The sequence below is a fragment of the Vibrio wakamikoensis genome, assembly GCF_050337275.1.
In the GTDB taxonomy this organism is placed as follows: Bacteria; Pseudomonadota; Gammaproteobacteria; order Enterobacterales; family Vibrionaceae; genus Vibrio; species Vibrio chaetopteri.
Map to the genome: position 1 here is coordinate 220,794 of NZ_JAKJST010000013.1, position 22,169 is coordinate 242,962.

32 protein-coding genes are annotated in these 22,169 nt (G+C 42.6%); 28 read left to right on the forward strand and 4 right to left on the reverse strand.

Annotation, left to right across the window (positions count from 1 at the left end; genetic code table 11):
* Window positions 1-72 precede the first annotated feature (72 nt).
* The 7 genes from L4C42_RS04105 to rplT all read left to right on the forward strand — a co-directional run bounded on the left by L4C42_RS04105 (window position 73) and on the right by rplT (window position 5,723).
* Window positions 73-570, forward strand: coding sequence for a hypothetical protein (locus tag L4C42_RS04105; protein WP_353496332.1), 498 nt, complete (start codon window positions 73-75; stop codon window positions 568-570).
* A gap of 149 nt (window positions 571-719) precedes the next feature.
* Complete coding sequence (locus L4C42_RS04110) at window positions 720-1,925, forward strand: PP2C family protein-serine/threonine phosphatase (protein WP_353496331.1); 1,206 nt, start codon at window positions 720-722, stop codon at window positions 1,923-1,925.
* Window positions 1,918-2,352, forward strand: a complete 435-nt coding sequence (locus tag L4C42_RS04115) for an ATP-binding protein (RefSeq protein WP_418642168.1) — start codon at window positions 1,918-1,920, stop codon at window positions 2,350-2,352. The genes L4C42_RS04110 and L4C42_RS04115 overlap by 8 nt, the downstream gene beginning before the upstream one ends.
* A gap of 196 nt (window positions 2,353-2,548) precedes the next feature.
* Window positions 2,549-4,474 (forward strand): threonine--tRNA ligase, encoded by a 1,926-nt coding sequence (gene thrS, locus L4C42_RS04120; RefSeq protein ID WP_353496329.1) that lies wholly within the window; start codon window positions 2,549-2,551, stop codon window positions 4,472-4,474.
* Between the two features lie 3 nt (window positions 4,475-4,477).
* A complete protein-coding gene (infC, locus tag L4C42_RS04125) occupies window positions 4,478-5,029 on the forward strand; it encodes a translation initiation factor IF-3 (RefSeq protein WP_103879584.1) in 552 nt (183 codons plus the stop codon).
* A 104-nt stretch (window positions 5,030-5,133) separates the two neighbouring features.
* The gene (rpmI, locus tag L4C42_RS04130) at window positions 5,134-5,328 is read left to right on the forward strand and encodes a 50S ribosomal protein L35 (protein ID WP_019275792.1); all 195 of its coding nucleotides are present in this window, start codon (window positions 5,134-5,136) and stop codon (window positions 5,326-5,328) included.
* Window positions 5,329-5,369: 41 nt separating this feature from the next.
* Window positions 5,370-5,723: a 50S ribosomal protein L20 gene (gene rplT / locus L4C42_RS04135; protein ID WP_004401084.1), complete on the forward strand. Its 354-nt coding sequence runs from the start codon at window positions 5,370-5,372 to the stop codon at window positions 5,721-5,723.
* 54 nt (window positions 5,724-5,777) lie between these two features.
* On the opposite strand, the gene L4C42_RS04140 is transcribed toward rplT, so the two are convergent.
* Window positions 5,778-6,743 (reverse strand): integron integrase, encoded by a 966-nt coding sequence (locus tag L4C42_RS04140; RefSeq protein ID WP_429759423.1) that lies wholly within the window; start codon window positions 6,741-6,743, stop codon window positions 5,778-5,780.
* Between the two features lie 1,112 nt (window positions 6,744-7,855).
* On the opposite strand from L4C42_RS04140, the gene L4C42_RS04145 reads away from it, so the two are divergent.
* The 7 genes from L4C42_RS04145 (at window position 7,856) to L4C42_RS04175 (ending at window position 12,638) form a co-directional block, all read left to right on the forward strand.
* Complete coding sequence (locus L4C42_RS04145) at window positions 7,856-8,497, forward strand: hypothetical protein (protein ID WP_429759425.1); 642 nt, start codon at window positions 7,856-7,858, stop codon at window positions 8,495-8,497.
* Window positions 8,498-8,580: 83 nt separating this feature from the next.
* Window positions 8,581-9,126, forward strand: a complete 546-nt coding sequence (locus L4C42_RS04150; protein ID WP_429759579.1) for a GNAT family N-acetyltransferase — start codon at window positions 8,581-8,583, stop codon at window positions 9,124-9,126.
* Between the two features lie 143 nt (window positions 9,127-9,269).
* Window positions 9,270-9,803: a GNAT family N-acetyltransferase gene (locus L4C42_RS04155; protein WP_112462965.1), complete on the forward strand. Its 534-nt coding sequence runs from the start codon at window positions 9,270-9,272 to the stop codon at window positions 9,801-9,803.
* Between the two features lie 145 nt (window positions 9,804-9,948).
* Window positions 9,949-10,314: a GFA family protein gene (locus tag L4C42_RS04160; RefSeq protein WP_489686897.1), complete on the forward strand. Its 366-nt coding sequence runs from the start codon at window positions 9,949-9,951 to the stop codon at window positions 10,312-10,314.
* Window positions 10,315-10,520: 206 nt separating this feature from the next.
* Window positions 10,521-10,739, forward strand: coding sequence for a DUF6500 family protein (locus L4C42_RS04165; RefSeq protein ID WP_429759427.1), 219 nt, complete (start codon window positions 10,521-10,523; stop codon window positions 10,737-10,739).
* A gap of 171 nt (window positions 10,740-10,910) precedes the next feature.
* Window positions 10,911-11,786 (forward strand): toll/interleukin-1 receptor domain-containing protein, encoded by an 876-nt coding sequence (locus L4C42_RS04170; RefSeq protein WP_429759429.1) that lies wholly within the window; start codon window positions 10,911-10,913, stop codon window positions 11,784-11,786.
* A 564-nt stretch (window positions 11,787-12,350) separates the two neighbouring features.
* The gene (locus L4C42_RS04175; protein ID WP_418642181.1) at window positions 12,351-12,638 is read left to right on the forward strand and encodes a hypothetical protein; all 288 of its coding nucleotides are present in this window, start codon (window positions 12,351-12,353) and stop codon (window positions 12,636-12,638) included.
* A 122-nt stretch (window positions 12,639-12,760) separates the two neighbouring features.
* Here L4C42_RS04175 and L4C42_RS04180 read toward each other — a convergent pair whose 3' ends face one another.
* Entirely contained in the window at window positions 12,761-13,051 is a 291-nt protein-coding gene (locus L4C42_RS04180; RefSeq protein ID WP_005377002.1) for a type II toxin-antitoxin system RelE family toxin, read from the reverse strand.
* Window positions 13,041-13,289, reverse strand: a complete 249-nt coding sequence (locus tag L4C42_RS04185) for a type II toxin-antitoxin system Phd/YefM family antitoxin (protein WP_429759440.1) — start codon at window positions 13,287-13,289, stop codon at window positions 13,041-13,043. Before L4C42_RS04185 ends, L4C42_RS04180 begins: the two co-directional genes overlap by 11 nt.
* Before the next feature lie 215 nt (window positions 13,290-13,504).
* Here L4C42_RS04185 and L4C42_RS04190 point away from each other — a divergent pair, with 215 nt between their 5' ends.
* From L4C42_RS04190 to L4C42_RS04205, 4 genes are all read left to right on the forward strand, one after another.
* The gene (locus L4C42_RS04190; protein WP_429759442.1) at window positions 13,505-14,170 is read left to right on the forward strand and encodes a M15 family metallopeptidase; all 666 of its coding nucleotides are present in this window, start codon (window positions 13,505-13,507) and stop codon (window positions 14,168-14,170) included.
* Between the two features lie 1,129 nt (window positions 14,171-15,299).
* Entirely contained in the window at window positions 15,300-15,446 is a 147-nt protein-coding gene (locus L4C42_RS04195; protein WP_429759444.1) for a hypothetical protein, read from the forward strand.
* Between the two features lie 154 nt (window positions 15,447-15,600).
* Window positions 15,601-15,954 (forward strand): DUF6404 family protein, encoded by a 354-nt coding sequence (locus tag L4C42_RS04200; protein ID WP_005448142.1) that lies wholly within the window; start codon window positions 15,601-15,603, stop codon window positions 15,952-15,954.
* Window positions 15,955-16,113: 159 nt separating this feature from the next.
* Window positions 16,114-16,593, forward strand: coding sequence for a hypothetical protein (locus tag L4C42_RS04205; protein ID WP_429759447.1), 480 nt, complete (start codon window positions 16,114-16,116; stop codon window positions 16,591-16,593).
* 132 nt (window positions 16,594-16,725) lie between these two features.
* Here L4C42_RS04205 and L4C42_RS04210 read toward each other — a convergent pair whose 3' ends face one another.
* Window positions 16,726-17,004, reverse strand: coding sequence for a type II toxin-antitoxin system RelE/ParE family toxin (locus L4C42_RS04210; RefSeq protein WP_353496305.1), 279 nt, complete (start codon window positions 17,002-17,004; stop codon window positions 16,726-16,728).
* A gap of 218 nt (window positions 17,005-17,222) precedes the next feature.
* On the opposite strand from L4C42_RS04210, the gene L4C42_RS04215 reads away from it, so the two are divergent.
* From L4C42_RS04215 to L4C42_RS04260, 10 genes are all read left to right on the forward strand, one after another.
* Window positions 17,223-17,609: a VOC family protein gene (locus L4C42_RS04215; RefSeq protein WP_429759449.1), complete on the forward strand. Its 387-nt coding sequence runs from the start codon at window positions 17,223-17,225 to the stop codon at window positions 17,607-17,609.
* A 51-nt stretch (window positions 17,610-17,660) separates the two neighbouring features.
* Window positions 17,661-18,134, forward strand: coding sequence for a GNAT family N-acetyltransferase (locus tag L4C42_RS04220; protein ID WP_353496303.1), 474 nt, complete (start codon window positions 17,661-17,663; stop codon window positions 18,132-18,134).
* A 69-nt stretch (window positions 18,135-18,203) separates the two neighbouring features.
* Window positions 18,204-18,626 (forward strand): GNAT family N-acetyltransferase, encoded by a 423-nt coding sequence (locus tag L4C42_RS04225; protein WP_353496302.1) that lies wholly within the window; start codon window positions 18,204-18,206, stop codon window positions 18,624-18,626.
* A 225-nt stretch (window positions 18,627-18,851) separates the two neighbouring features.
* Window positions 18,852-19,265, forward strand: coding sequence for a GNAT family N-acetyltransferase (locus L4C42_RS04230; protein ID WP_429759452.1), 414 nt, complete (start codon window positions 18,852-18,854; stop codon window positions 19,263-19,265).
* 21 nt (window positions 19,266-19,286) lie between these two features.
* Window positions 19,287-19,619 carry a GNAT family N-acetyltransferase gene (locus L4C42_RS04235; RefSeq protein WP_429759454.1) on the forward strand — a complete coding sequence of 111 codons (333 nt, stop codon included), beginning with the start codon at window positions 19,287-19,289 and terminating at the stop codon, window positions 19,617-19,619.
* Window positions 19,620-19,644: 25 nt separating this feature from the next.
* Entirely contained in the window at window positions 19,645-20,136 is a 492-nt protein-coding gene (locus tag L4C42_RS04240; RefSeq protein WP_353496299.1) for a GNAT family N-acetyltransferase, read from the forward strand.
* Window positions 20,137-20,259: 123 nt separating this feature from the next.
* On the forward strand, window positions 20,260-20,487 hold the full coding sequence (locus tag L4C42_RS04245; RefSeq protein WP_429759457.1) for a hypothetical protein: 228 nt from the start codon (window positions 20,260-20,262) through the stop codon (window positions 20,485-20,487).
* A 53-nt stretch (window positions 20,488-20,540) separates the two neighbouring features.
* On the forward strand, window positions 20,541-21,323 hold the full coding sequence (locus L4C42_RS04250) for an aminoglycoside phosphotransferase family protein (RefSeq protein ID WP_429759583.1): 783 nt from the start codon (window positions 20,541-20,543) through the stop codon (window positions 21,321-21,323).
* 86 nt (window positions 21,324-21,409) lie between these two features.
* Window positions 21,410-21,652: a hypothetical protein gene (locus L4C42_RS04255; protein ID WP_353496297.1), complete on the forward strand. Its 243-nt coding sequence runs from the start codon at window positions 21,410-21,412 to the stop codon at window positions 21,650-21,652.
* Between the two features lie 174 nt (window positions 21,653-21,826).
* Window positions 21,827-22,066, forward strand: a complete 240-nt coding sequence (locus tag L4C42_RS04260; RefSeq protein WP_429759459.1) for a hypothetical protein — start codon at window positions 21,827-21,829, stop codon at window positions 22,064-22,066.
* Window positions 22,067-22,169: the final 103 nt, after the last annotated feature.

Sequence of the window (22,169 nt, forward strand, 5' to 3'; positions counted from 1 at the left end):
TTTTGTTATTATTCCCGTATCAAAGGATGTACATAACTCTATGGATGGCACACTCAACAAATAGGTGTTGCTATGCAAACGTATCAAATCGGTTCTTCTCTCGTTGGTTCTTCTTTTTCTGATCAATTGGAGGCATCTCGCACTTCAATGATGACCAACGCGCTTTCTCTCCCTACGTCTGTGTCCGTTGTCGGTGAGCCAATGAATGCTCATAGCGTGGTGGTGTTCTCTTCACAAGCTTCACTGCACGAACTTGAAATGTTCGCGGCAATTAAGCGTGAGTTTTGTGAGTCTTATTCGTTTTTGGATGTGTACTGCGATGCCACGATTGCCGACTTGAGTGTGTCTCGTCAATCGGCGGTAAGTACTCTACCAATGGATGTGAATGCATCACATTGTGAAACGGCACAACAAGTTTTAGAGCGCTCAATCGGCCGCAATGTGGTTGTCGTTGCCAGTGATAGCAATATTGATTTATGCGTTCAAGCCTGTGAGCTAGAAGGGCTCAATGTAGTCAGTACAGTTTCTTTGTGCACTAAGCGTCCAGATCTGTTGGCGCTGCAGTCATAATACTTTTCTAGCGCAAGCTAACATATTGGATAGTAACAACATCATGACTCACTCATGGTGTTGTTTTTTTATTTGAGCCAACTATTCTTGAAATAACAGTCCTTTAAAATTTAGGTGGCGTTATTTTAACGAGCCGTACTCTCTCTTCTTTGCGAAAGTATTCGATTCTGCTGGTCGAAGACGATGCTGTCATGCGCGCAAGGTTGCGTTTACTGCTCGAAAAACGCGGCTATGAGATTATAGTGGCGTGTGATGGTATTGAAGCGCTATCGCTGCTTGAAAAACATGAGCATATTCAGTTTGTTGTCAGTGATTGGGTGATGCCCAATATGGACGGCGTCGAACTCTGCCAGTCAGTGAAGTCCAACGACTACAATCGCTATCTGTTTTTTGTATTACTTTCATCTCAAGACGATCATAAGTCGATAACGCTCGGTATTAACGCTGGAGCCGATGATTTCGTTGCTAAAAATACGCCTGTAGATGAGCTTGATGCGCGAATTAAAGCGGGATTTCGAACGCTTGATTTGCATAATCAGCTGGTTGAGAAAAACCATGCCCTCAATACGGCCTACGCACAAATCAATAGCGACCTCATGGTTGCGAGTGATTTGATTGGTAAGCTGCTGCCTATCAAAAGAGCGTATTCTGATATCGAACTGGCCTATGTTCACCAACCATCAGCGGCGATTGGCGGTGACATGTTAGGCTGTATTGAGCTTGATGACCGCTATGCTGCGTTTTATATTTTTGATGTTTCTGGACATGGCGTCGCATCGGCACTGCTTTCTTTCTCTATTCACCATACTTTAAATACCTTACAAGGCGATTCCGCGACTATGTACACGGATCTCCAAGGAAAACGTCAAGTAAGAAAAGCGTGTGACGTATTGGCATCCCTCAATAGAACTTACACCATCAATGACAACCATGGTTTGTACGCCACTATGGTTTACGCGGTGCTTGATAGAAAAACCGGTGAGCTAGATGTTGCGTTTGCCGGTCATCCTCCACTCATTAAAGTGGAGGCGTCGTCAGGCTCGATTGAGAGGATAGGAGAGAGTGGGTTTGTGATTGGTATGTTTGACTTTGCAACGTATGAGTCGACTTCTCTGGTCTTAGAACAGGGTGATGAAGTTTGGTTTTATACTGATGGCATCACTGAAGCGCAGATGGATGATGAGATGCTTGGGGAAGAGACGTTAGAGAACTTGATTGCTTCTACTCGCGGAGCTGTGATGCAGGACAAGCCGTCGCTGGTAATGCAGCAGGTAAAAACGATGATAGGAAGCCAAGAGTTCGATGATGATGTTAGTTTGTTGGCCGTGCGTCGAAGCGGGGAAGGTAATGACTAGATTTCTTAGGAAGTTTGAATCATCGACTGACGCGTCAAGAGAGATAGCCACTGCGCTGTTGGAATTTTGGGGGCAGCAGGGCGTTCAAACACCTATTATTCATGATCTTGAATTGTGTGTGGTAGAGTTGGCGAACAATGTTTACGAGCATGGGTATCAAGAGAAAGACGGCAAAGTGATTGAAGTCGGCTGCCGTGTCGCTGCCAAACAAATAGAGATAACAATCAACCACGAAGGTTTATCTTTAGAGTCTGACGTTATGAATGAAATGTTGAGTGCACAGCTTCAAGAGCTAGATCTAGACGATCCGTTAAGCTGGGCCACTTCGGGCCGCGGCTTCTACATTCTCAATGCGTTGATGGATGACGTCACTGTTAGTGAAAACAATGGCGTGACCAGATTTAGGCTCATCAAACTTCTTCCCTGACTTCATAGTTTATGAAATTACGATTGTTATTTCGTACGCATTGGTTAAAATGGCCGCTTGCTTTGGATGGTGCATCCGTATTTGCATCAAAAAAGGCAACCATTCATATGAAAACGCGGCAATTATTATCAACTCAATTGCCAGACAATAAAGCATGTCTTGCTTGGTGTGCAAGACCACTGTAATAGGACTTTATATGCCTGTAATTACTCTTCCTGACGGTAGCCAACGTCAATTTGATAACCCAGTATCCACTATGGATGTTGCTCTATCTATCGGTCCTGGTCTTGCGAAAGCAACCATCGCTGGTCGTGTAGATGGCGAGCGTGTTGATGCGTGCGATCTGATTGAAAATGACGCGAGCTTAGAAATCATCACAGTAAAAGACGAAGATGGTCTTGAGATCGTTCGTCACTCATGTGCTCACTTGCTTGGTCACGCGATTAAGCAGCTATACCCAGACGTCAAAATGGCGATCGGTCCAACGATCGACAGCGGTTTCTACTATGACGTTGATTTAGACCAGTCTCTCACTATGGAAGACGTGGAAAAAATCGAAAAGCGCATGAAAGAGCTAGCAAAAACCAAGTATCAAGTTATCAAGAAAAAGGTTAGCTGGCAGGAAGCGCGCGACACATTCGAAAGTCGCGACGAAACATACAAGATGGAAATCCTTGACGAGAACGTTTCTAAAGACGACCGTCCAGGCCTATACCATCACGAAGAATACATCGATATGTGTCGTGGCCCTCATGTGCCAAACATGAGCTTCTGTCAGCACTTTAAACTGCTGAACGTTGCTGGCGCATATTGGCGTGGTAACAGTGACAACAAGATGCTGCAACGTATCTACGGCACTGCGTTTCACGATAAGAAGGCTCTCAAGGCGCACCTAACTCGCCTAGAGGAAGCTGCAAAGCGTGACCACCGTAAAATTGGTAAGCAGTTGGATCTATTCCACATGCAGCAAGAAGCACCGGGTATGGTGTTCTGGCACCACAACGGTTGGTCTGTATTCCGTGACTTAGAAGTATTCATTCGTGAAAAACTGACAGAATATGACTACCAAGAAGTCAAAGGTCCGCTTATGATGGATCGCGTTCTTTGGGAGCGTTCTGGTCACTGGGACAAATACGCTGATGCGATGTTCACGACGTCTTCAGAGAACCGTGAATATGCTATTAAGCCGATGAACTGTCCAGGTCACGTACAGATCTTTAACCAAGGTCTAAAATCGTACCGTGATCTACCGCTACGTATGGCTGAGTTTGGCTCATGTCACCGTAACGAACCATCAGGTGCACTGCACGGCATTATGCGTGTACGTGGCTTTACTCAGGATGATGCTCACATCTTCTGTACTGAAAGCCAAATTCAAGATGAAGTAACATCTTGCATCAAGATGGTGTACGATACGTACAACACATTCGGTTTCGACAATATCGTAGTAAAACTGTCAACTCGCCCAGAAAAGCGTGTTGGTAGCGATGAAATCTGGGATCGCTCTGAAGAAGCGCTCAAACAATCTCTTGAAGCGATGGACATTCCATTCGAGATTCAAGAGGGTGAGGGTGCGTTCTATGGTCCTAAGATCGAATTCACTCTATACGACTGCCTAGATCGCGCATGGCAATGTGGTACAGTTCAGCTAGACTTCAACCTACCGGGTCGTCTAGGTGCAACTTACGTGGATGAAAACAACGAACGTCAAGTTCCTGTTATGATTCACCGCGCAATTCTAGGTTCTCTTGAGCGTTTCATCGGTATTCTTATCGAAGAATACGCTGGCTTCTTCCCAACGTGGTTGTCGCCAGAACAAGCTGTTATCATGAATATCACTGACAAACAGTCTGATTATGTTCAAGAAGTAACACAAAAACTGCAAAAAAGTGGAATTAGAGCCAAAGCGGACTTGAGAAATGAGAAGATTGGCTTTAAAATCCGCGAACATACTTTGAAGCGTATCCCGTACATGCTTGTTTGTGGTGACCAAGAAATGGAAGCCGGCGAAATTGCAGTACGTACACGCAAAGGTAAAGACCTCGGTAAATTTAAAGTGGATGACCTCATTTCATACATCCAAACCGAAGTTTCAAGCCGTAAGCTCAATCTGGAGGAATAAGCTATTAAAGGCGGAAGACGTGGCCAACAACCGGCCAAACAAAACCAGCACCGTTTGAACGGTGAAATTCGTGGCGTTCGTGAAGTTCGTTTAACTGGCGCAGATGGTGAACCTGTCGGTATCGTATCGATTCAAGAAGCACTGGATGCCGCTGTAGAAGCTGGTATGGATCTCGTAGAGATCAGCCCTAACGCCGAGCCACCAGTTTGTCGTGTGATGGACTATGGCAAGTTCCTCTTCGAGAAGAGCAAAGCTGCGAAAGAGCAGAAGAAGAAGCAAAAGCAGATTCAGATTAAGGAAGTAAAATTCCGTCCTGGAACTGATATTGGAGACTATCAGGTAAAACTACGCAACCTGACGCGTTTCCTAGAAGACGGCAACAAAGTGAAGGTAACAATTCGCTTCCGTGGCCGCGAAATGGCTCACCAAGACATTGGTGTCGACGTTCTTAACCGTCTGAAAGAAGATACTGTAGATTTAGCTGTAGTAGAGTCTTTCCCGACTAAGATCGAAGGCCGCCAAATGATCATGGTATTGGCCCCTAAGAAGAAGTAATTAACGGCTTTACAAGTAAGAAAACCTAACCGTTCTTGAATGGCTGGGTTTTGTTCGCCCTAATTACAATTGTTTAACAACTCAACAATGCGGAGTTATTCATCATGCCTAAGATGAAAACCAACAAAGGTGCTGCTAAGCGTTTTAAGAAAACTGCTGGTGGTATTAAATTTAAGCACGCTACAAAACGTCACATTCTGACTAAGCGTACTACTAAGAACAAGCGTCAGCTACGTCCAAATGCAATCCTTCCTAAGTGTGAAGTGGCTGCAGTTGTTCGTATGATGCCATACGCTTAATTCTTTTTAGTTTATCAATCGTTTAGTTTAGGAGAGACATAATGCCTCGCGTAAAACGTGGTGTACAAGCTCGTGCACGTCATAAGAAAGTTCTAAAACAAGCTAAAGGTTACTACGGTGCACGTTCACGTGTTTACCGCGTAGCTTTCCAAGCAGTTACTAAAGCTGGTCAATACGCTTACCGTGACCGTCGCAACAAGAAACGTCAATTCCGTCAACTGTGGATTGCACGTATCAACGCGGCATCTCGTCAAAATGGTCTATCTTACAGCCGTTTCATCAACGGTCTTAAGAAAGCATCTATCGAGATCGACCGTAAGATCCTTGCTGACATCGCGGTATTCGACAAAGCTGCATTTGCAGTTCTAGTTGAAAAAGCGAAAGCTGCTCTTTAATTAGCAGTTTAGGTCTATGTAAAAGGAGAGCGTAAGCTCTCCTTTTTTGTGTATCTATAGAATACTAGATAGTGGACTGGTAACCCCGCTTGCCCCTCTGTTTAGCACATGAGTGTATATTTGTGTGGTCTTCACGTCGTTATGGCCGAGCTGCTCTTGAACAGTGCGAATATCGGCTCCGCTTTCCAGTAAGTGTGTCGCGAAAGAATGACGCAGCGTATGACATGTGACGGTTTTACTTAAGTTCGCCTTTTTAGCCGCTGCTCTGACAGCTCTTTGCAAAGTCGAAGGGTGTACATGCTGCCTTCGAAGCAAGTTGCTCCTTGGATCCTCACTTAACTTGGCCGAAGGAAATAAATAGTGCCAACCGAAATCAAGATGTGCATTTGGATATTTTCTCGTTAAAGCATGCGGTAGATAGACACCGGCGTACCCCTGTGTTCGATAGTCCATTTGATAATAGTTTCTCGCCCTATTAATTTGCTCCTCCAGCGAACCACGCAGTTCATTGGCAAGGGTGACCACTCTGTTCTTAGCCCCTTTTCCTTGCCATACACGCAAAGCGCCATAATCAAAATCAACATCGTTGACTCTTAGCCTCACGCATTCCATTACACGCAACCCGGAACCATACATAAGTTGCATCGGTAGTAATAAATTAGGATTTGTGCATTTAATTAATTGAGATACTTCTTGTTTAGTTAAAACTACCGGCAGCTTGGTCTCCTGGACTGAACGCTTAAACTTCAGTTCCTTGTCTAAGGGTGTTTTTTGTATTTCTTTATACAAGAAGTGCAGAGCATTTAGTGCGAGTTTCTGTGTCTTTGGGGCTAGGTGTAATTTTGTCGCTAGAAAAGTAAGGTAAGCCTCGACTTCCTCAGAGCCTATGTCTCTAGGGTGCTTCATACCATGAAAAATGATGAATCGCTTAATCCAATATAAGTACGCTTCAATCGTTCGCTTTGCGTACTGCCTGGTGTACATGTATTCAGAGATGTGTAAGAGATAAAGTGATTTCATAGTAAATAAAATATGTATGAATAAACAGTATCTTTGATTTTAGGGTATGCAGGAAGTTATATAAGCATAATGTTGCTTATCGTGAGTGATGTCACATTAAGAGGTGACGTAAGGAACTGATTGCATTGGATGTTCATGTTAAATTGGTATTTTACTGTTCTGAAGCAGGGGCGGTAGCGTGGGGGGAGTTATAGGCGCGTGGTGCGGCCTAATATATGTTAGAAAGGTTGCTGGAACATAAAGCAAATGGTAGTAACTGGTTCGTCGTTCGCTGAAGCGGTGAGCACAATCTAAGCATCAAATTCGTGTTGGTCATCGCAGTTTCTTTGGTGTTGTCGCCATTTAGTTTTGGCGCAAGGGTAATATCCTATTGTATTTGGTCACATCCAACTCGTTGTTCTAGTGGCAATTACCTTCACCGAGAGTTATACGGGTGGCTTGTTCTAGCAAACCTCAAGTGTAAACAATGTTGAAAGTATGCTCTGGTTAAGAGCAACGTGCAGCAACCCAGTTGCTTTGAGTTTAACGGCAGTAGTTGCTTTGTCAGTGTTGTAAGACGTTCGTTCACAGCGAGTGAGTTTCTAACAAGTTACTCAAGCGGACGCCATACGCTTGGCGGTTTTGGTTTGGAGTTGCATGCGCTTGGTTAGTTAGTCGCAAGCGCCGCTTAGTAAAGCGTTAGCTTTCACGGTTTAATTTATTGGTGTACGGGTTCATCGTTCTAGCTTTACACCTGTTCTTTAGTGGCAACCTTTATCTCTCGCATGCTTTTTCTTTGCTATTGAGTTATTTACGCTTAATTGAAAATTGGCATATGTGGTTGTTGGCTAAGTGGCAAAATTTGAGTTGCCTCTGAGTTTCGTCAACACGAGCTATGAATCTTTGGACAGTTCAATGCTGTCCCGTCATGTTGGTCATTGGTTTTGAGGGTAGAGCGTTACTTCAAAACCTTGGTGAGCAACGCAGGCATTATCACACGAAAAAGCTAACAAACTGCTTAAGTGGACGCTATAAGCTTGGCGGTTTTGGTTTGAAGTTAAGTGCGCTTGGTAAGTTAATCGTCAGCGCCACTTAGCAGGGCGTTATGTTAACTAATTGGATGAGGTGAAAAATTGAAAACGGAAGAATCAAAGCAACTCCCGCCTCCTAAAAGTATCATTGATCTCAGGGTGGAATTAAAATTTAAACCATTGAAAAGAAGTAGGATAAAACCAAAAGGTGCATCTCTAACTGTGGTTCAAGGAATTGTGTATCAAGCACATTTGGTTGTAACTAATTTGTCCAATAAGACCTTTAAAGGGGCAAGTGTTCAAAATGTAAAGTTTGAATTTTTAGGACATAATGTGCATCAAACAGTTAATCATGACATCCAAATACCCGCAATAAACCCTAAAGGCACAGCGAAAGTCGAAGTAACAGCTTGTTCATTTAATCTTGATGGAGGTGGGTGGTTAGGTGTTGACTTGGTTTCCGATGCAGATGACCAAGAAGTCCAAACTTATCAATACGACTTAGCTCTAAAACAGGATGAGGTTTACGACACAAAAAATAAGTGGGGTACATCTTTTTATATTGAAGGAAAGTTAGCCACATTACAGTCTAAAACTAATAACTATATATTGGTGTTAACAGCAATGACTGTATTGGAAGCGGTATTTGGTATTAAGGCAATACTAGTTTTTTTACTTGCGCAATTAGCTGAATTTTTTGGTGGGATATCAAAATTTTTTAGTTGGTTGGGTTCGTTAACATAACAAATTGTTCAAGCAGACAGCTAACGTTAGGCGATTTTGGTTTGAATTGAGTTTAGTGATTACGGTGGCTTTGTTTGGGTGCAGTGGCAGTTAGCTGCTACTTAACAAGGCGTTATGTGCTCAAGGGAATTTTAAAATTGATACATCTGAGAGAACTAAAAGAAAGTGATTTGTTGAGTATTCAGTCTCACGCTTCAAATCCTGAAATTGGTAAGATGAGTAACGTACCGTCACCTTATCCTCCAGATGGTGCCAAAGCTTGGTTTGCGCATGTTCTTCCGCTCATCAAAAGCAATCGAGTAAAAGTTTTCGTAATCGAGAACGATGGTGACTTTTCCGGTCTTATTACACTCAATAACCTTTCAATAAAAGACAAGCGAGCAAGCGTAGATTACTGGATTCGAGCTGATTTCCATGGAAAAGGAATCGGCACACAAGCGGTAAAAAAAGTAATCGAAATTGCCGCTAGTTTGGGTATTGAGAAGTTCAGTAGCGGGTGTTTAGCTCGTAATACAGGTTCAAAAAAAGTTTTACTTAAAAATGGCTTTGAGTTCAATGAATCAATCGTAGCGCGTAACGGTAAGTTTATGGGTGAAGATATACTTCTTTTCACGTTAGAACGCACATAACAAATTGTTCAAGCAGACAGCTAACAGTCGGCGATTTTGGTTTGAATTTAGTTTAGTGATTACGGTAGGTTTGTTTGAGTGTAGTGGTAGTTAGCTGCTACTTAACAAGGCGTTATATGCCATTTTAGTTCAGAGGAATAAAATTGATTGAATCAAGTGTAATTAATCTGAGACCACTTGAAGTTGAAGACGTTGAAGATTTTTACGTATGGGCTTGTGATAAGGAAGTTACACAATTTAGCCTGTCATCTTATGCTTATCCAAAATCAAAAGCTGATATCTCAAAGTGGCTTTTGACTATTAATGAGTCCTCGAAAACAGTGTCTTATGGTATTTGCTGTAATGAAACAGGTAAGCTCATTGGGTATGCTGGCATTGCGTCGATTAGTTCACTCAATCGTAGTGGGGAGTACTTTATTCTTATTGGTGATAAAGCATATTGGGGCAAAGGGATAGGAACAGAGGTAACTAAGGTTATCACAGATTACGGCTTCAACTCGTTAGGGCTTCATCGCATTGAACTAACAGCTTTTTCTGTAAATCCATCAGCTATCCGAGCATATGAGAAAGCTGGATACCAACACGAAGGTGTTAAACGTCAATCGGGTTTTCGCAACGGAGAGTTCTTCGACAAAGTCCAAATGTCGGTTCTTTCACATGAGTGGTCGGGCATATAACAAATTGCTTAAGCAGACAGCTAACGTTCGGCGATTTTGGTTTGGTTGAGTTCAGTGATTACGTGGCTTTGCTTGAGTGTTGTATTCGTTAGCTGCAACTTAGCAAGGCGTTAGCGCACAATCATACAACTAGGAGGTATGTAGTTTGATTAAAGGTAGCTGCCAATGTGGTGCGGTTCAATATGAGTTGTTAACTGAGCCTTTTCGAGCTTCTCATTGTCACTGCAAGATGTGTCAAAAACTCCATGGTTCAGCATTCGCTACTTATGTGACCATCCCTAAAAATGACCTGCGTTATATCTCAGGGCTGACTGAAATTACAGAATATAGTTCCTCTGCACACGTTACTCGTAAATTCTGTAGAACGTGTGGCTCAAATATAGAGTGGTCTGATAGCCGGAGATATCCAGATAGAGTTTCAGTAACACTAGCTACATTGGATGGCAGCTATTCTCCTAGTGAGATACATGAAATTTTTACAGAAACGGCGGTGTGTTGGTCAGTGCGCTAACAAATTGTTCAAGCAGACAGCTAACAGTTGGCGATTTTGGTTTGGTTGAGTTTAGTGATTACGGTGGTTTCGTTGGAGTGCAGTGATGGTTAGCTGCTACTTAACAAGGCGTTATGGCTCTCGAAAGTTAGCTTCAATAGGAGCCTCATACATCAATCAAACGTTACTCGATGTAAGTCATTTATTATTTTTTAAGGTTTTCAATTATGCGTGATTCTTTGAGGCGAAAAGTCTTAGATGTTTGCCAAAAGAAACTAGAACAAAAAGGCGATAACGTAGGCGTTTCGTTCTACGCGTTTTTCGCCAACAAAAATGATGACCCTGATTTGCTTATGGAAGCGGCGACGTGGTGGATACAAGAGCACAAGCTTGATCACTTCGAGAAAGCCAAGAAGATAAAGGCAATGGTTGAGGCAGGGCAGTAATGCAATTGCTGAGAGTCCAAGCCATAACAAATTGTTCAAGCAGACAGCTAACAGTCGGCGATTTTGGTTTGAATTGAGTTGTAGTGATTATGGTGGCTTTGTTTGAGTGTAGTGTTAGTTAGCTGCTACTTAACAAGGCGTTATGCGATTTTTTAGTAAAGGAGTATTAAATTGATTACGAGTGTTTTTTTAAGTCACAATCACGCAGACAAAGAGTTTGTGAGAAAGTTGGCTCGAGATCTAGAAAACCACAATGTAAAATGCTGGCTCGATGAAGCTGAAATGAAGATTGGCGATTCTTTGATTCAGAAAATTCGCGAGGGCATTGATAACGTAGCATACTTCGCGGTTATTTTGTCCCCTAATTCGATTAATGCTCCATGGGTTGTGAATGAGCTCGATGTGGCAATGAATTATCAAATCGCGGGTAAGCCAATTAAAGTGTTACCGATCATGCTGAAAGACTGTGAACCGCCTGGGTTACTTGTTGGAAAGCTATATGGAAATTTCATGGACGAAAGCTCCTATGTTGAATCGTTTAAGACGCTAGTTAAAGACATCGGTGTGGTATTCAACAAAAACGCAATGAATGATGACTTTGCTGCGGGTCATTTAGGAACTGCAATTGATAAAGCAATATTTTATAACCTCCCATTATTAAGTTCTCCCTTTCATCGTCCATATCAGTATATTGGTATGCAAATTAATAAAGCTGAAACTGCTACAGGTGGTTTGGCTAATGAAGTTGGTAACATCATAGTAGAAAGTGATGAGTGCGAAATGCTTTTGGAAGCTGAGGGTAATTTTGTAAGTTACGTTGAGGTTAGTATCAAGAGAACAGCCCCTCATTATCAGCATCAAGAGTTTGATTCAGAATCCATATTGGGCTCTTTGAGTCTAAGTCTTTCGGAGTTAGAACTAGCTCGAAAGCAAACTCATTATCACACTTACTACGACCATCGTAGACAATTAAAAGTAGGAGTTTCTTGCCAATATGACGAAGCGCCTATTTCTGTCGGTTTCAGTGCTAAATACTATGGACAGTAGTCCAATCGCATAACAAATTGTTCAAGCAGACAGCTAACGTTTGGCGATTTTGGTTTGGTAGGGTTTAGTGATTACGGTGGCTTTGTTTGGGTGCAGTGGTAGTTAGCTGCTACTTAACAGGGCGTTAGCTTTCACGGTTTAGTTTATTGGTGTACGGGTTCATCGCTCTAGCTATACACCAGTTCTTTAGTGGCAACCTTTTATATCTCGCGTGCTTTTTCTTTGCTATTGAGTTATTTACGCTTAATTGAAAATTGGCGTATGTGGTTGTTGGCTAAGTGGCAAACTTTGAGTTGCCTCTGAGTTTCGTCAACACGAGCTATGAATCTTTGGACAGTTCAACGTTGTCCCGTCATGTTGGTCATTGGTTTTGAGGGGAGAGCGTTACTTCAAAACCTTGGTGAGCAACGCAGGCATTATCGCACGAAAAAGCTAACAAACTGCTTAAGTGGACGCCATAAGCTTGGCGGTTTTGGTTTGAAGTTAAGTGCGCTTGGAAAGTTAATCGTTAGCGCCACTTAGCAGGGCGTTATGTGTTTTGGTAATTATCCCATGGGGGAGATGATGAAAGACCCAGATGACGAATTATCTAGTTGGAAATTCGAACGAGAAAAGGGCAGTTTTAAGTTTGCTGTTCGTACATCTGTTCCTGCTATTTTGGGTGTAATGATAGGGCGAAGTATAGATTCCATATTTATATCTGATACAGCTTGGAGCTGGACTCAGACTACCGATTTACTAGTAAGTGGTTGCTGGGCGTCAGTTGGTGCATTTCCTCTTAGTTTCTTAATCTGGTGGTGGCGTGAGAAAAAGTATAAACGTCATATCGCAAAGTTTGAAAAACACACATAACAAATTGTTCAAGCAGACAGCTAACGTTTGGCGATTTTGGTTTGGTTGAGTTGTGTGATTACGGTGGTTTTGTTTGAGTGCAGTGGTAGTTAGCTGCTACTTAACAAGGCGTTATACTGCAATCAGTCATCTAGCCTTTTCATGGCTTTTCGATAAACATCGCTTCTTTCACGCTTTCCTACAGCTAAGACGGTCACAATGATGACATCATCTTCAACTTTGTAGACCAATCGGTAACCAGATTGGCGTAGCTTGATCTTATACATATTGTCAGCACCAGAAAGTTTTGAGGCTGGGACATGAGGGTTATCCAAACGCTCAATTAGCTTCTTCTTAAACTGTTGCTGTAGTGTCGAGCCTAGTTTCTTCCACTCTTTCAATGCACTCTTTTTGAAATCGAGTTTATAAGTCATCAATGTTTACCGAGATACTCTCTTCAGATTCACGCTCTTTTACAATAGAAATGAGTTCAAGATCTTCTAGTCGATCCATCATCATTTCATAAGCTTCAGCTGGAACACAATAAAAGGCTGGTTCATTTCGGTTGAGGACAGCGACTGGTTCGCCATAAGCACTGCTAGCAACTTTCATAGGGTTAGCTTTTAGCTCTGTAATGCTTGCTGCAACATCAGCTAATATTCTAGTAGTCATACCAATAGGTCTCTTAAGTGGTCTTTATACTGGTCATTCTAGTCTCAACAAAGCAGTATAACAAGGCGTTTAAGACGGATTCCCAACGCTTGGCGGTTTCAGTTTAAAGATATGCATCAGTGTTTATGGCATAATGTCTTGAGTGCAGTGGTAGCGTTGCTCACCACTTAACGTGGCGTTATGCACTTTCTGGAAACTGCCATTTGGGAGAACACTTGAATCATATAGATATTTCGTCCCCAGAAGTAGTAGCGATGCCAATTGCAAGCATTGATGAAGAGCTTGTTTCTGTATTTGGGCACCTCAACTATGGTTCACCACCAGAAAGCCCAGAAACTAAAGATTGCTATCATCTAGTGCGGAAGGGCGTTTTGGAAAGACTAGTGCAAGCAGAAAAAGAGCTCCCTTCTGGTTTAAGGTTTAGGTTGTATGAAGGCTATCGCTCTCCAAAGTTTCAGGAGTCGCTGTTTCAGCAGCAACTGCAGCGAGTCGTTGCGAGCAATCCCAAATTTACTCAACATGAAGCTTATCTCATTGCTGCGCAACTAGTAGCTCCAACTAAAACTTTTGAAGGTGATCCTTTGTTCCCTCCTCACAGTTCAGGAGGCGCGGTCGATATTGAAATAGTAGATTTCAAAGGTCGTGTTATCGATTTTGGTATGGAAATTAAAGACTGGATTTCGGTTGATCCTTCTTTGTGTGAAACACACATAAGTTGCTTGTCACCAGTAGCTAGTAAAAACAGAGCGATGTTGGTTTCTGTTATGTCTAGCGCGGGTTTCGTGAACTACTCAAGGGAATGGTGGCATTTTTCATACGGTGATCAATATTGGGCGTGTTTAACTGGTCATCCTCATGCCTACTATGCGAGTGTAAGGTGAGCACGTGCATAACAAACGCTTCAAGTCGATTCGTAACGCTTGGCGGTTTTGGTGTTAATTTTGGTTTGCGTGATTACGGTTTAAAATTTAGCTTCAGTGGTGCGTAACTCACAACTTAAGCGGGCGTTAGCGCACTAGTTTTCTTACTCATGGTGTAATTCAACCCAGTGCTGCCATGAAGTTTGAAGTCCCATTTTACTTCTCATTAATTCTAATTAAATCAATAGCTTTACTTAAAAACCCCTTCCGTACTTTATAAATCTCGACCTACCTCAAAGTTTATCGCTCTCCAACGTTACAAATGTACTTTCAACTGGTTGAATATCGCTTTCATCGTAGTGAGAGTTGCTACCAAGTTGTAATAGTCAACTAGCGGTAGCGTGCGAGAAAGAAAAGTCAGTGCGGTGAGTAGTGTGCTAACAAATTGTTCAAGCAGACAGCTAACAGTCGGCGGTTTTGGTTTGAATTGAGTTTAGTGATTATGGTGGCTTTGTTTGAGTGTCGTTGTAGTTAGCTGCTACTTAACAAGGCGTTAGCTTTCTCGGTTCAGTTCATTGGAGTAGGGGTTCATCGTTCTAGCTTTACACCTGCTCGTCAGTGCCAAATCGTTAAATCGAGCACGCTGTTTCTTTTGCTTGGAACAACCATCAATTCACTGTTGGACATGGCATTCTTAGCTGTCAACTTGAGTGCAAGAGCCGTGAGTTGCCTTTAAGTGTCGCCATCTTTGGCAGCAAGTTGGTGGAAAGTTCAATGCTTCTGCATTTGGTACATCGGTGGTGTCGGCTTTGGAGCGTTTCTTTGAAATCTTGGTGCCAAACGTTGGCAGCATCGCACGAAAAAAGCTAACAAATTGCTCAAGCAGACAGCTAACAGTTGGCGATTTTGGTTTGAATTGGGTTTAGTGATTATGGTGGCTTTGTTTGGGTGTGGTGGTAGTTAGCTGCAACTTAGCAAGGCGTTAGCTTTCTCGGTTAAGTTCATTGGAGTTGGTGTTCATCGCTCTAGCTTTACACCTGAACGTCAGTGCCAAGCCGGTACATCGAACGTGCTGCTTCTTTTGCTTGGAACAACCATCAATTAACTGTTGGGCATGGCATTCTTGGCTGTCAGCTTGAGTGCAAGATCCGTGAGTGACTTTAAGTGTCGTCATCTTTGGCAGCAAGTTGGTGGAAAGTTCAATGCTTCTGCATTTGGTACATCGGTGGGGTCGGCTTTGGAGCGTTTCTTTGAAATCTTGGTGGCAAACGTTGGCGGCATCGCACAAAAAAGCTAACAAATTGCTCAAGCAGACAGCTAACGCTCGGCGATTTTGGTTTGGTTGAGTTCAGTGATTACGTGGCTTTGCTCTAGTGTTATGGTCGTTAGCTGCAACTTAGCAAGGCGTTAGGTTTCTCCGCGGGAAACATCGAATTCGAGGAATTTGGATCATGGATTATGAAACGAAGCTACAACTTGCGCACAAAGAGTTAAGTGACAAAGGTGTTTGGAAGTCGAACTACAATCCTCCACTTGTAAGGTTGTTACGTAAACTCGGACTATGTTTTCCGCCGCCTTATTATCAGAGTTTTTTTGCAAACGTTATGCTTTGTGTGGCTTTCTTTGCTCCTGTTTGGGGAATCTTCCAATGGTTTCTTGTGTGGGACGAGCTAGGCAAACCAGTTTTAGAAGCGGTTTATATCTCGTTACTTACTGGCGCATTGTTTGGTTTAGTTATGGCAACCTTCTACTACATTAGGCGCAAGCAATTAAATCTAACAGATTGGGGTTCATTGGGAGAATAAGCCCAAAACCTAACAAACTGTTCAAGAGGGATTCGCAACGCGTGGCATTTTCATTATGCGTTGATTTTAGTGTTTAGGGTGGTATGCGGCGACTTCGGTATTGCGTTGCTCACCCCTTAACAGGGCGTTAGGGGGCTTTATCAATTATGGAGAAAGTAAATGGAATCAATTGATAAGTGGCTAGATAAGGTTTACAGCGAAAATGATTTTGGAAGGGGCATAGCTACTTCTTTATCCGGAGCTTTTGGGCTAGCTAGTTACTTGTATTCAGATGATTGGGTTATTGCTTTTTTCTCGTTAATCATAATCTTCCCTGTTGCTCGTATAGTCGCTACAGCACTGAATGAACGATCAAAAGTAAAGATAACAAATAACCTTCAACATAAGCAGTTAGTAGATGTGTTTCAGCGCTTGAGTAAAGAGGAGTTGAGAGTTATTCGAGCCTTTACGGAATCTGGTGGTACAGCTTTAACATTTCGTCAAATTAACGAATTAGACCTGTCTACTCCTGCGATAGAGTCGTTGGTTCAAAGGGAACTCCTTTGGACATCTGTCACGTCTGACCTAATGACAGAAACATTTGCATTGGATACAGATTTTTTTGATGTAGCTAAGAGTATGGCGAAAACATCCCCCTAACAAATTGTTCAAGCAGACAGCTAACAGTTGGCGATTTTGGTTTGAATTGAGTTTAGTGATTACGGTGGTTTTTTTGAGTGCAGTTGTAGTTAGCTGCTACTTAACAATGCGTTAGTTCCCCAGGGGAAGCAATCAATCCATGGGAAATTTTTGTTTCTGGTGGAGCACGCGCATAATTCGGATAATGTCGCCTTCGATCCAATAGGAGACGACCATCAAAATCTCAGCAATTATATGTAGTCGCCCACGAATACCGTCTCGCTGCACACTCATAAGTGGCTGCTCTAGCGAATTTTCTACTTTTGCTTCGATGAGGTTGTCAGTTTTCTCTGCCGCATCAGGGTTGAAGTCATAGAGAAACTCCAAGATGTTTTCACGATCCTTAAGTGACTCTTCTTCCCACAAAATCATTGCTTACCTCGATATGCGTGTGTTGGAGATGGTCTAATCATTAGTGCGAAAAATCTACTACTGCTTTAGGCGATTTAGTTTGGTAGCGTTTGTTGTATAGCGCGGTTTTTCTTAGAATTTGATCGCAGAAAACAACTATTGGAAGATGTAATGAAAGACCCGGATGCTAAATTTGCTGAGTTAGGTGTTAGCGGTGAAAAATAAAACAAGGAAAGTACATGAATCTAAACCAGGTTACATTAGCCGTTCACGATATAAAGTTGGCGGTCGAGTTTTATAAGAAACTGGGGTTGACTCAAATTGTTGGTAACGGTCATTATGCTCGCTTTTCGTTTCCTGATGGCGACGCTACGTTTTCTGTTTATTTAGACACAGAAAAACAAGGCCTAGATTGCCGTGGAGTCGTTTACTTTGAGCATGAAAACCTGCATCAATTGGTCGCTGATCTAAAGGCGGCGGGCATCAAGTTTACACAAGATATCACTATGCAAACTTACCTTTGGGAAGAAGCCGCGTTGACAGATCCATCAGGCAACAAAATTAAGCTGTATTGGGCGGGAGAAAATCGGTTGAACCCACCTTGGAAGCTTGAGGCTAGCGCCTAACTAACACTTAACAAATGGATTGATATTGACCAATTGGTTCTAGGTAGGGAGATGATTGTGATCGTAAGGAGTGCGATTAAGAGTGACGCAAGTACGCTGTTGAGCCTTATCGAGCAAAAAGCGGAGTTTGACCGTGCTATGAAGGGCTTTAGTGGTGAAATCTCTACGACTGTTGAGAAAATTGAACGCACTTTGTTTGGTGATTATCCATTTGCGCACGCTTTATTATTGGAGCAGGACAACGACGTCTTAGGCTTTGCCTTATTCCACTACCGATATTCTTCTTTTAGTGGAGAGCCTTCCATCTGGCTTGATGATCTCTTAGTGGCAGAAAATCAAAGATCAAACGGTCACGGTCATAAGCTAATGTTGGCCTTACAATCTCAAGCAATGTCATCATCTGTTTCCCACATCTCGTGGACTGCTAGTCCCCACAATAACAAAGCCCATGAGTTCTATAAAAGGCTCGGAGCGGAGGTGGAACGTTTGGACGGACAGAGGCCGTACTTTCGTTGGGTAATGTGAGGGTAGCAATCGCAATTGAAGGTAGCGTGTAGAGTTGTTTAAAATGAAAACAAGGGAATCATCTGGCGCATGAAGTACAAAGAGAGAGCGGCCTCTCATGATGACTTTGAGTTTCTTTTTGAACTCAAGAAAGCCGCTGAGTATGACGCGGTGGTTAGAGTCTTTGGTTGGGATGAAACAACTCAGCGCCAATTACACGAACAAGAGTGGAACGAAGCTAAGCCAACAATAATCGAACTTGATGGGAAAAGGATAGGTAGTTATCTATTCGAAGTACAACCTGATGGTTACTACTTCGGCCGTTTCTTCTTGTTGCCCGACTATCAAGGTATGGGTATTGGAAGCGCTGTCATGAAAGCTTGTATTGCGCGATCTCGCTCGAAAACTATCCATCTTTGTTACCTTAAAGGTAATCAAGTACATAGCTTGTATGAGAGATTTGGCTTTACGGTTGTCAACCAAGATGAGCACTTTGTGTATATGCGTAACTAGACCTCTAGGCAAAGAGTAAGAAGTCTATATGGTTCGAGCGTTGCTGTGAAGCTCGTGGCCGATTCATATACCAAGTCCGGTCGACCTTTTAACAACCGGTATTGTTGGGTATGTGAATTTGGTCATGGAAGGCTGATAAAGGTAAGGGCTTATCTAGACTCTGCTTTGATCTCAAGTACGTTGGATGAGCTTTGATTAATCAGGTGCACGAAGAAGCGAGGCGGTATGAACATAGTCCAGTGTGAGCCAGATTCTAAATATTTCTTTGGTGTCGAAAGGCTCTTTAAGGTGCAATGGCCGGACTTTTCCTTCGATAACTATAGCGTTCAGTTACCACAGCCGATAGCTGTCGTAGTCGATAACAAGCCTGTCGCAGGTATTGCTTTTACGCATTATCCACACCCTTTGACTCGTAAGTCGGTGATATGGATAAATGCACTGTATGTCTTACCCGAATTTCGTAAAAAAGGTCCCGCGAAACAACTTGTTGAGCTCGCTACTCAAAAAGTGATGGCGTTGGGACAACCTCAAACTCTGGCATACACAGACATTCCAGAATTCTATCAAGCCATGGAGTGGGTTGAAATTGACGCGAGTTCAGATTCAATCCATAAAATTATGGCTTTCACGATGTCATGAAGATGACGAGCATGGGGAAGTATGGAAGCGCAAATTGTTTCAAAAAATGATTTGAGTAGCATACATGCATTGGTCAAAGAGGTTGCGACCCTTGATGTATTACCTCTCCTCAATACGCAAGGACAGAATGAATTTCTAACACATTTATTTGTCTCTAAACAATCACAGGGAACGGGAGTTGGACACTTTATTTTATCTCACTTGTTGAGCAGCACAGATGTGGCAGAAGCCAGTCTACGTTCTTCAGTCAACGCGATGAGTTTCTATGAGAAGCATGGTTTTGTTGCTACAGGACCTGAGTCAGAATTTAATGGGATCCGATTTGTGCCAATGACTTTGCAAATTGCGCCATAGGTATTGAAAGTATTGGCAGAAAACCATGGGAGAATGGATCGTGGAGCACATAAACCTTAAATTAGCATCCATAGTTGATGCTAGAAACCTGCAAAGCTGCGCACTCGATGCTTTCGAAGAAGATAAACGTAAATACGGGTCTTACCCACCAAACATAGAATCTATTGAATGGAGAGAATCTCAAATCAATGCTGGTAACTTCTTTCTCATCATATGGCAGGAGCAGTTAGTCGGTGGTTTGTGTGCTGAGCTTGATAGTGATGAGCTGGTGGAGATTAAGTATGTGTTTGTGGCATCGAGCTTCCAAGGCAACCAAATCGGTTCATGGGTGATGACAGAGTTGGAAGAGAACTACCTCAATGCTATTGGCTTCAAATTGCTGACACCTGCCAAGTCATACAGAAACCAGCATTTCTATGAAAAACTCGGCTACGTGAAAATCAGTGAAAGTGCAGCCGTTCCAAATAACGAGTTTCGCGCCTTTAAGTATGTCAAAAAGCGAAATCCGATCAAATAACAAGGAGGTTGATATGAGCCAATCAGCGACATGCCTTTGTGGCAAAGTAACCATTACGCTAAAGAACATTAACCCCCAGTTTACGGTTTGTCATCCTCGAATAGCCACTATAAGGAATAGACATTGGCTAAGCATCTAGAAACGACGAAACGGCTCACAATCGAGTTTGTTCGATATTTCGCGGCATCAGTATTGGTGCTTGGTATTAATGGCGAGTTGTTTAACATTGGTCTTAGGGTATGGTTCGAAGGCGAGATGTCGTTTTATAGCGATGGTCTTTGGGGCGTGAGTTTATTTTTAGCTTTTGTCCTAACCTGCTGCGTGATGTTTAACAAGTACTGTCCAGAGTAGCAGCAGTAGATATTTAGTTAACTATCAGATTTATGTAGGGAGCGTTGAACTTGATAGAGGAATTATCCGGTGGCAGAGGTGCTGCCATCTATCGAAAGGAAGATAAAGTCCTGAGGCCGGCTGGCCCTTGGTCGCCAGCGGTTCATACATTACTGAATCATCTAGAACGCGTCGGGTTTTCAGCCGCACCCAAGTCTTTTGGTTTTGACGAAAACGGTAATGAAATTTTGTCGTTTGTGCCAGGCGAAACGACGAACTTCCCTCTTGAGGGTGATATTGCCTTATCTGATGCACTCGCTTCAGCGGCACAACTGTTGCGAGCGTATCATGATGCATCAAGCAGTTTAGTTGAGACCGCAGACGTGAGTACTATGCGTTGGATGCTACCTACGATAGAACCGATAGAGGTTATTTGTCATGGAGACTTTGCGCCATACAACGTTGCCTTGAATGGACCCTCGGTAGTCGGGGTATTTGATTTTGATACCGCGCACCCAGGCTCTAGGATTTGGGACATCGCCTACGCCGTTTATACTTGGGCACCTTTCAAAACTCACAGCGATGATGCATTCGGTGATTTACAGATTCAGATGCAGAGAGCAAAGTTGTTTTGTGATGCCTACAGCTTAGGTGTTGAGTTGAGGCTGTGTTTAGTCGAGGTAATGGTGAATCGAATTCAGGCGTTAGTAGATTTCATGCATACACAAGCAAATCAAGGTAATCAGGCTTTTCTTGAGAATATCAACGACGGTCATCATCTTGCCTACCTTTCAGATATTGCCTATCTGAAAGAGAATGAAAATATTATTGCAAAGACTTTAGTCGCGGATGTGTGATGACTCGTATCGTGGGAAAATTAATATCCTATCCTTAAATCTAGCTGTTAGCGTCAGTACTGAATTGACACTATTTGGGGGGATTCATGGAGTTTAAGTTCTTTACGAAAGATGGCGGATATACCTACTTAGAGACAAGTTCTGAGACCTATAAGCAAGAGGCAAGTCAGTTGATTGAACAGGGGTTTATTGAACAGTCTTTGATCATTAGTGCCGATAGCGCTCAAGAAGCAGAAACGATTTTTAAAGAAGAGCATCAAGGCTTTTTCAAAAAGCTTAACATGTTGTTGGGGCCTTTTATTACTCCTGGCTATCACCGAAGCAAATAGCAAATAGTAGTCAATTCTCCGGCCATATATAACTATCAAATTTGTTAATGGCCGGAGTGTTGACTACTTACTTCACATTGTGGTTACATTTTTGCATAAAATTTATTATTGAGTGTTTTCACAAGTTCTGTGCTTGGTTAGTCTTGGCGAGATAATTAACCAAAGGCGGACTATATGGAAAGCTATTGTAAAAAGTGCAGTCAAGTTACTCAACATAAACAGCATCTTCAAGAGGCAAAAGATAACTATCCCAATACATTCTGGGGTGGGGTAAAGAAGTGCGTCGTTGAGACTCTGCTAATAGGTGAAAACACAGATATGGCACTTAAAAAACTGGATGAGCAAGAGCTGGTACTTACGTGTACCTTTTGCGGAAACAAAAAAGTAGAAAATCAAGCGACAGAACTTCAATAGTCGCTATAGAAATAACGACATAGATCTCTTTGAGGTGGCGATACCACTTGCCGCCTCCGTCATAAACAAGATTGGTATAATCCTCGAAGTTTTAATCCTTCCA

Excerpts from the sequence above, each read along its gene's own strand:
- L4C42_RS04185 (WP_429759440.1), bottom strand. The coding sequence starts at position 13,289 with ATGACTACTAGAATATTAGCTGATGTTGCAGCAAGCATTACAGAGCTA.
- L4C42_RS04235 (WP_429759454.1), top strand. The coding sequence starts at position 19,287 with ATGGAAGCGCAAATTGTTTCAAAAAATGATTTGAGTAGCATACATGCA.
- L4C42_RS04260 (WP_429759459.1), top strand. The coding sequence starts at position 21,827 with ATGGAAAGCTATTGTAAAAAGTGCAGTCAAGTTACTCAACATAAACAG.
- L4C42_RS04230 (WP_429759452.1), top strand. The coding sequence starts at position 18,852 with ATGAACATAGTCCAGTGTGAGCCAGATTCTAAATATTTCTTTGGTGTC.
- L4C42_RS04140 (WP_429759423.1), bottom strand. The coding sequence starts at position 6,743 with ATGAAATCACTTTATCTCTTACACATCTCTGAATACATGTACACCAGG.
- thrS (WP_353496329.1), top strand. The coding sequence starts at position 2,549 with ATGCCTGTAATTACTCTTCCTGACGGTAGCCAACGTCAATTTGATAAC.
- L4C42_RS04255 (WP_353496297.1), top strand. The coding sequence starts at position 21,410 with ATGGAGTTTAAGTTCTTTACGAAAGATGGCGGATATACCTACTTAGAG.
- L4C42_RS04210 (WP_353496305.1), bottom strand. The coding sequence starts at position 17,004 with ATGATTTTGTGGGAAGAAGAGTCACTTAAGGATCGTGAAAACATCTTG.
- L4C42_RS04200 (WP_005448142.1), top strand. The coding sequence starts at position 15,601 with ATGGATTATGAAACGAAGCTACAACTTGCGCACAAAGAGTTAAGTGAC.
- L4C42_RS04105 (WP_353496332.1), top strand. The coding sequence starts at position 73 with ATGCAAACGTATCAAATCGGTTCTTCTCTCGTTGGTTCTTCTTTTTCT.
- L4C42_RS04175 (WP_418642181.1), top strand. The coding sequence starts at position 12,351 with ATGAAAGACCCAGATGACGAATTATCTAGTTGGAAATTCGAACGAGAA.
- L4C42_RS04115 (WP_418642168.1), top strand. The coding sequence starts at position 1,918 with ATGACTAGATTTCTTAGGAAGTTTGAATCATCGACTGACGCGTCAAGA.
- L4C42_RS04215 (WP_429759449.1), top strand. The coding sequence starts at position 17,223 with ATGAATCTAAACCAGGTTACATTAGCCGTTCACGATATAAAGTTGGCG.
- L4C42_RS04225 (WP_353496302.1), top strand. The coding sequence starts at position 18,204 with ATGAAGTACAAAGAGAGAGCGGCCTCTCATGATGACTTTGAGTTTCTT.
- L4C42_RS04165 (WP_429759427.1), top strand. The coding sequence starts at position 10,521 with ATGCGTGATTCTTTGAGGCGAAAAGTCTTAGATGTTTGCCAAAAGAAA.
- L4C42_RS04180 (WP_005377002.1), bottom strand. The coding sequence starts at position 13,051 with ATGACTTATAAACTCGATTTCAAAAAGAGTGCATTGAAAGAGTGGAAG.
- rplT (WP_004401084.1), top strand. The coding sequence starts at position 5,370 with ATGCCTCGCGTAAAACGTGGTGTACAAGCTCGTGCACGTCATAAGAAA.
- L4C42_RS04220 (WP_353496303.1), top strand. The coding sequence starts at position 17,661 with ATGATTGTGATCGTAAGGAGTGCGATTAAGAGTGACGCAAGTACGCTG.
- L4C42_RS04205 (WP_429759447.1), top strand. The coding sequence starts at position 16,114 with ATGGAATCAATTGATAAGTGGCTAGATAAGGTTTACAGCGAAAATGAT.
- rpmI (WP_019275792.1), top strand. The coding sequence starts at position 5,134 with ATGCCTAAGATGAAAACCAACAAAGGTGCTGCTAAGCGTTTTAAGAAA.
- L4C42_RS04240 (WP_353496299.1), top strand. The coding sequence starts at position 19,645 with ATGGGAGAATGGATCGTGGAGCACATAAACCTTAAATTAGCATCCATA.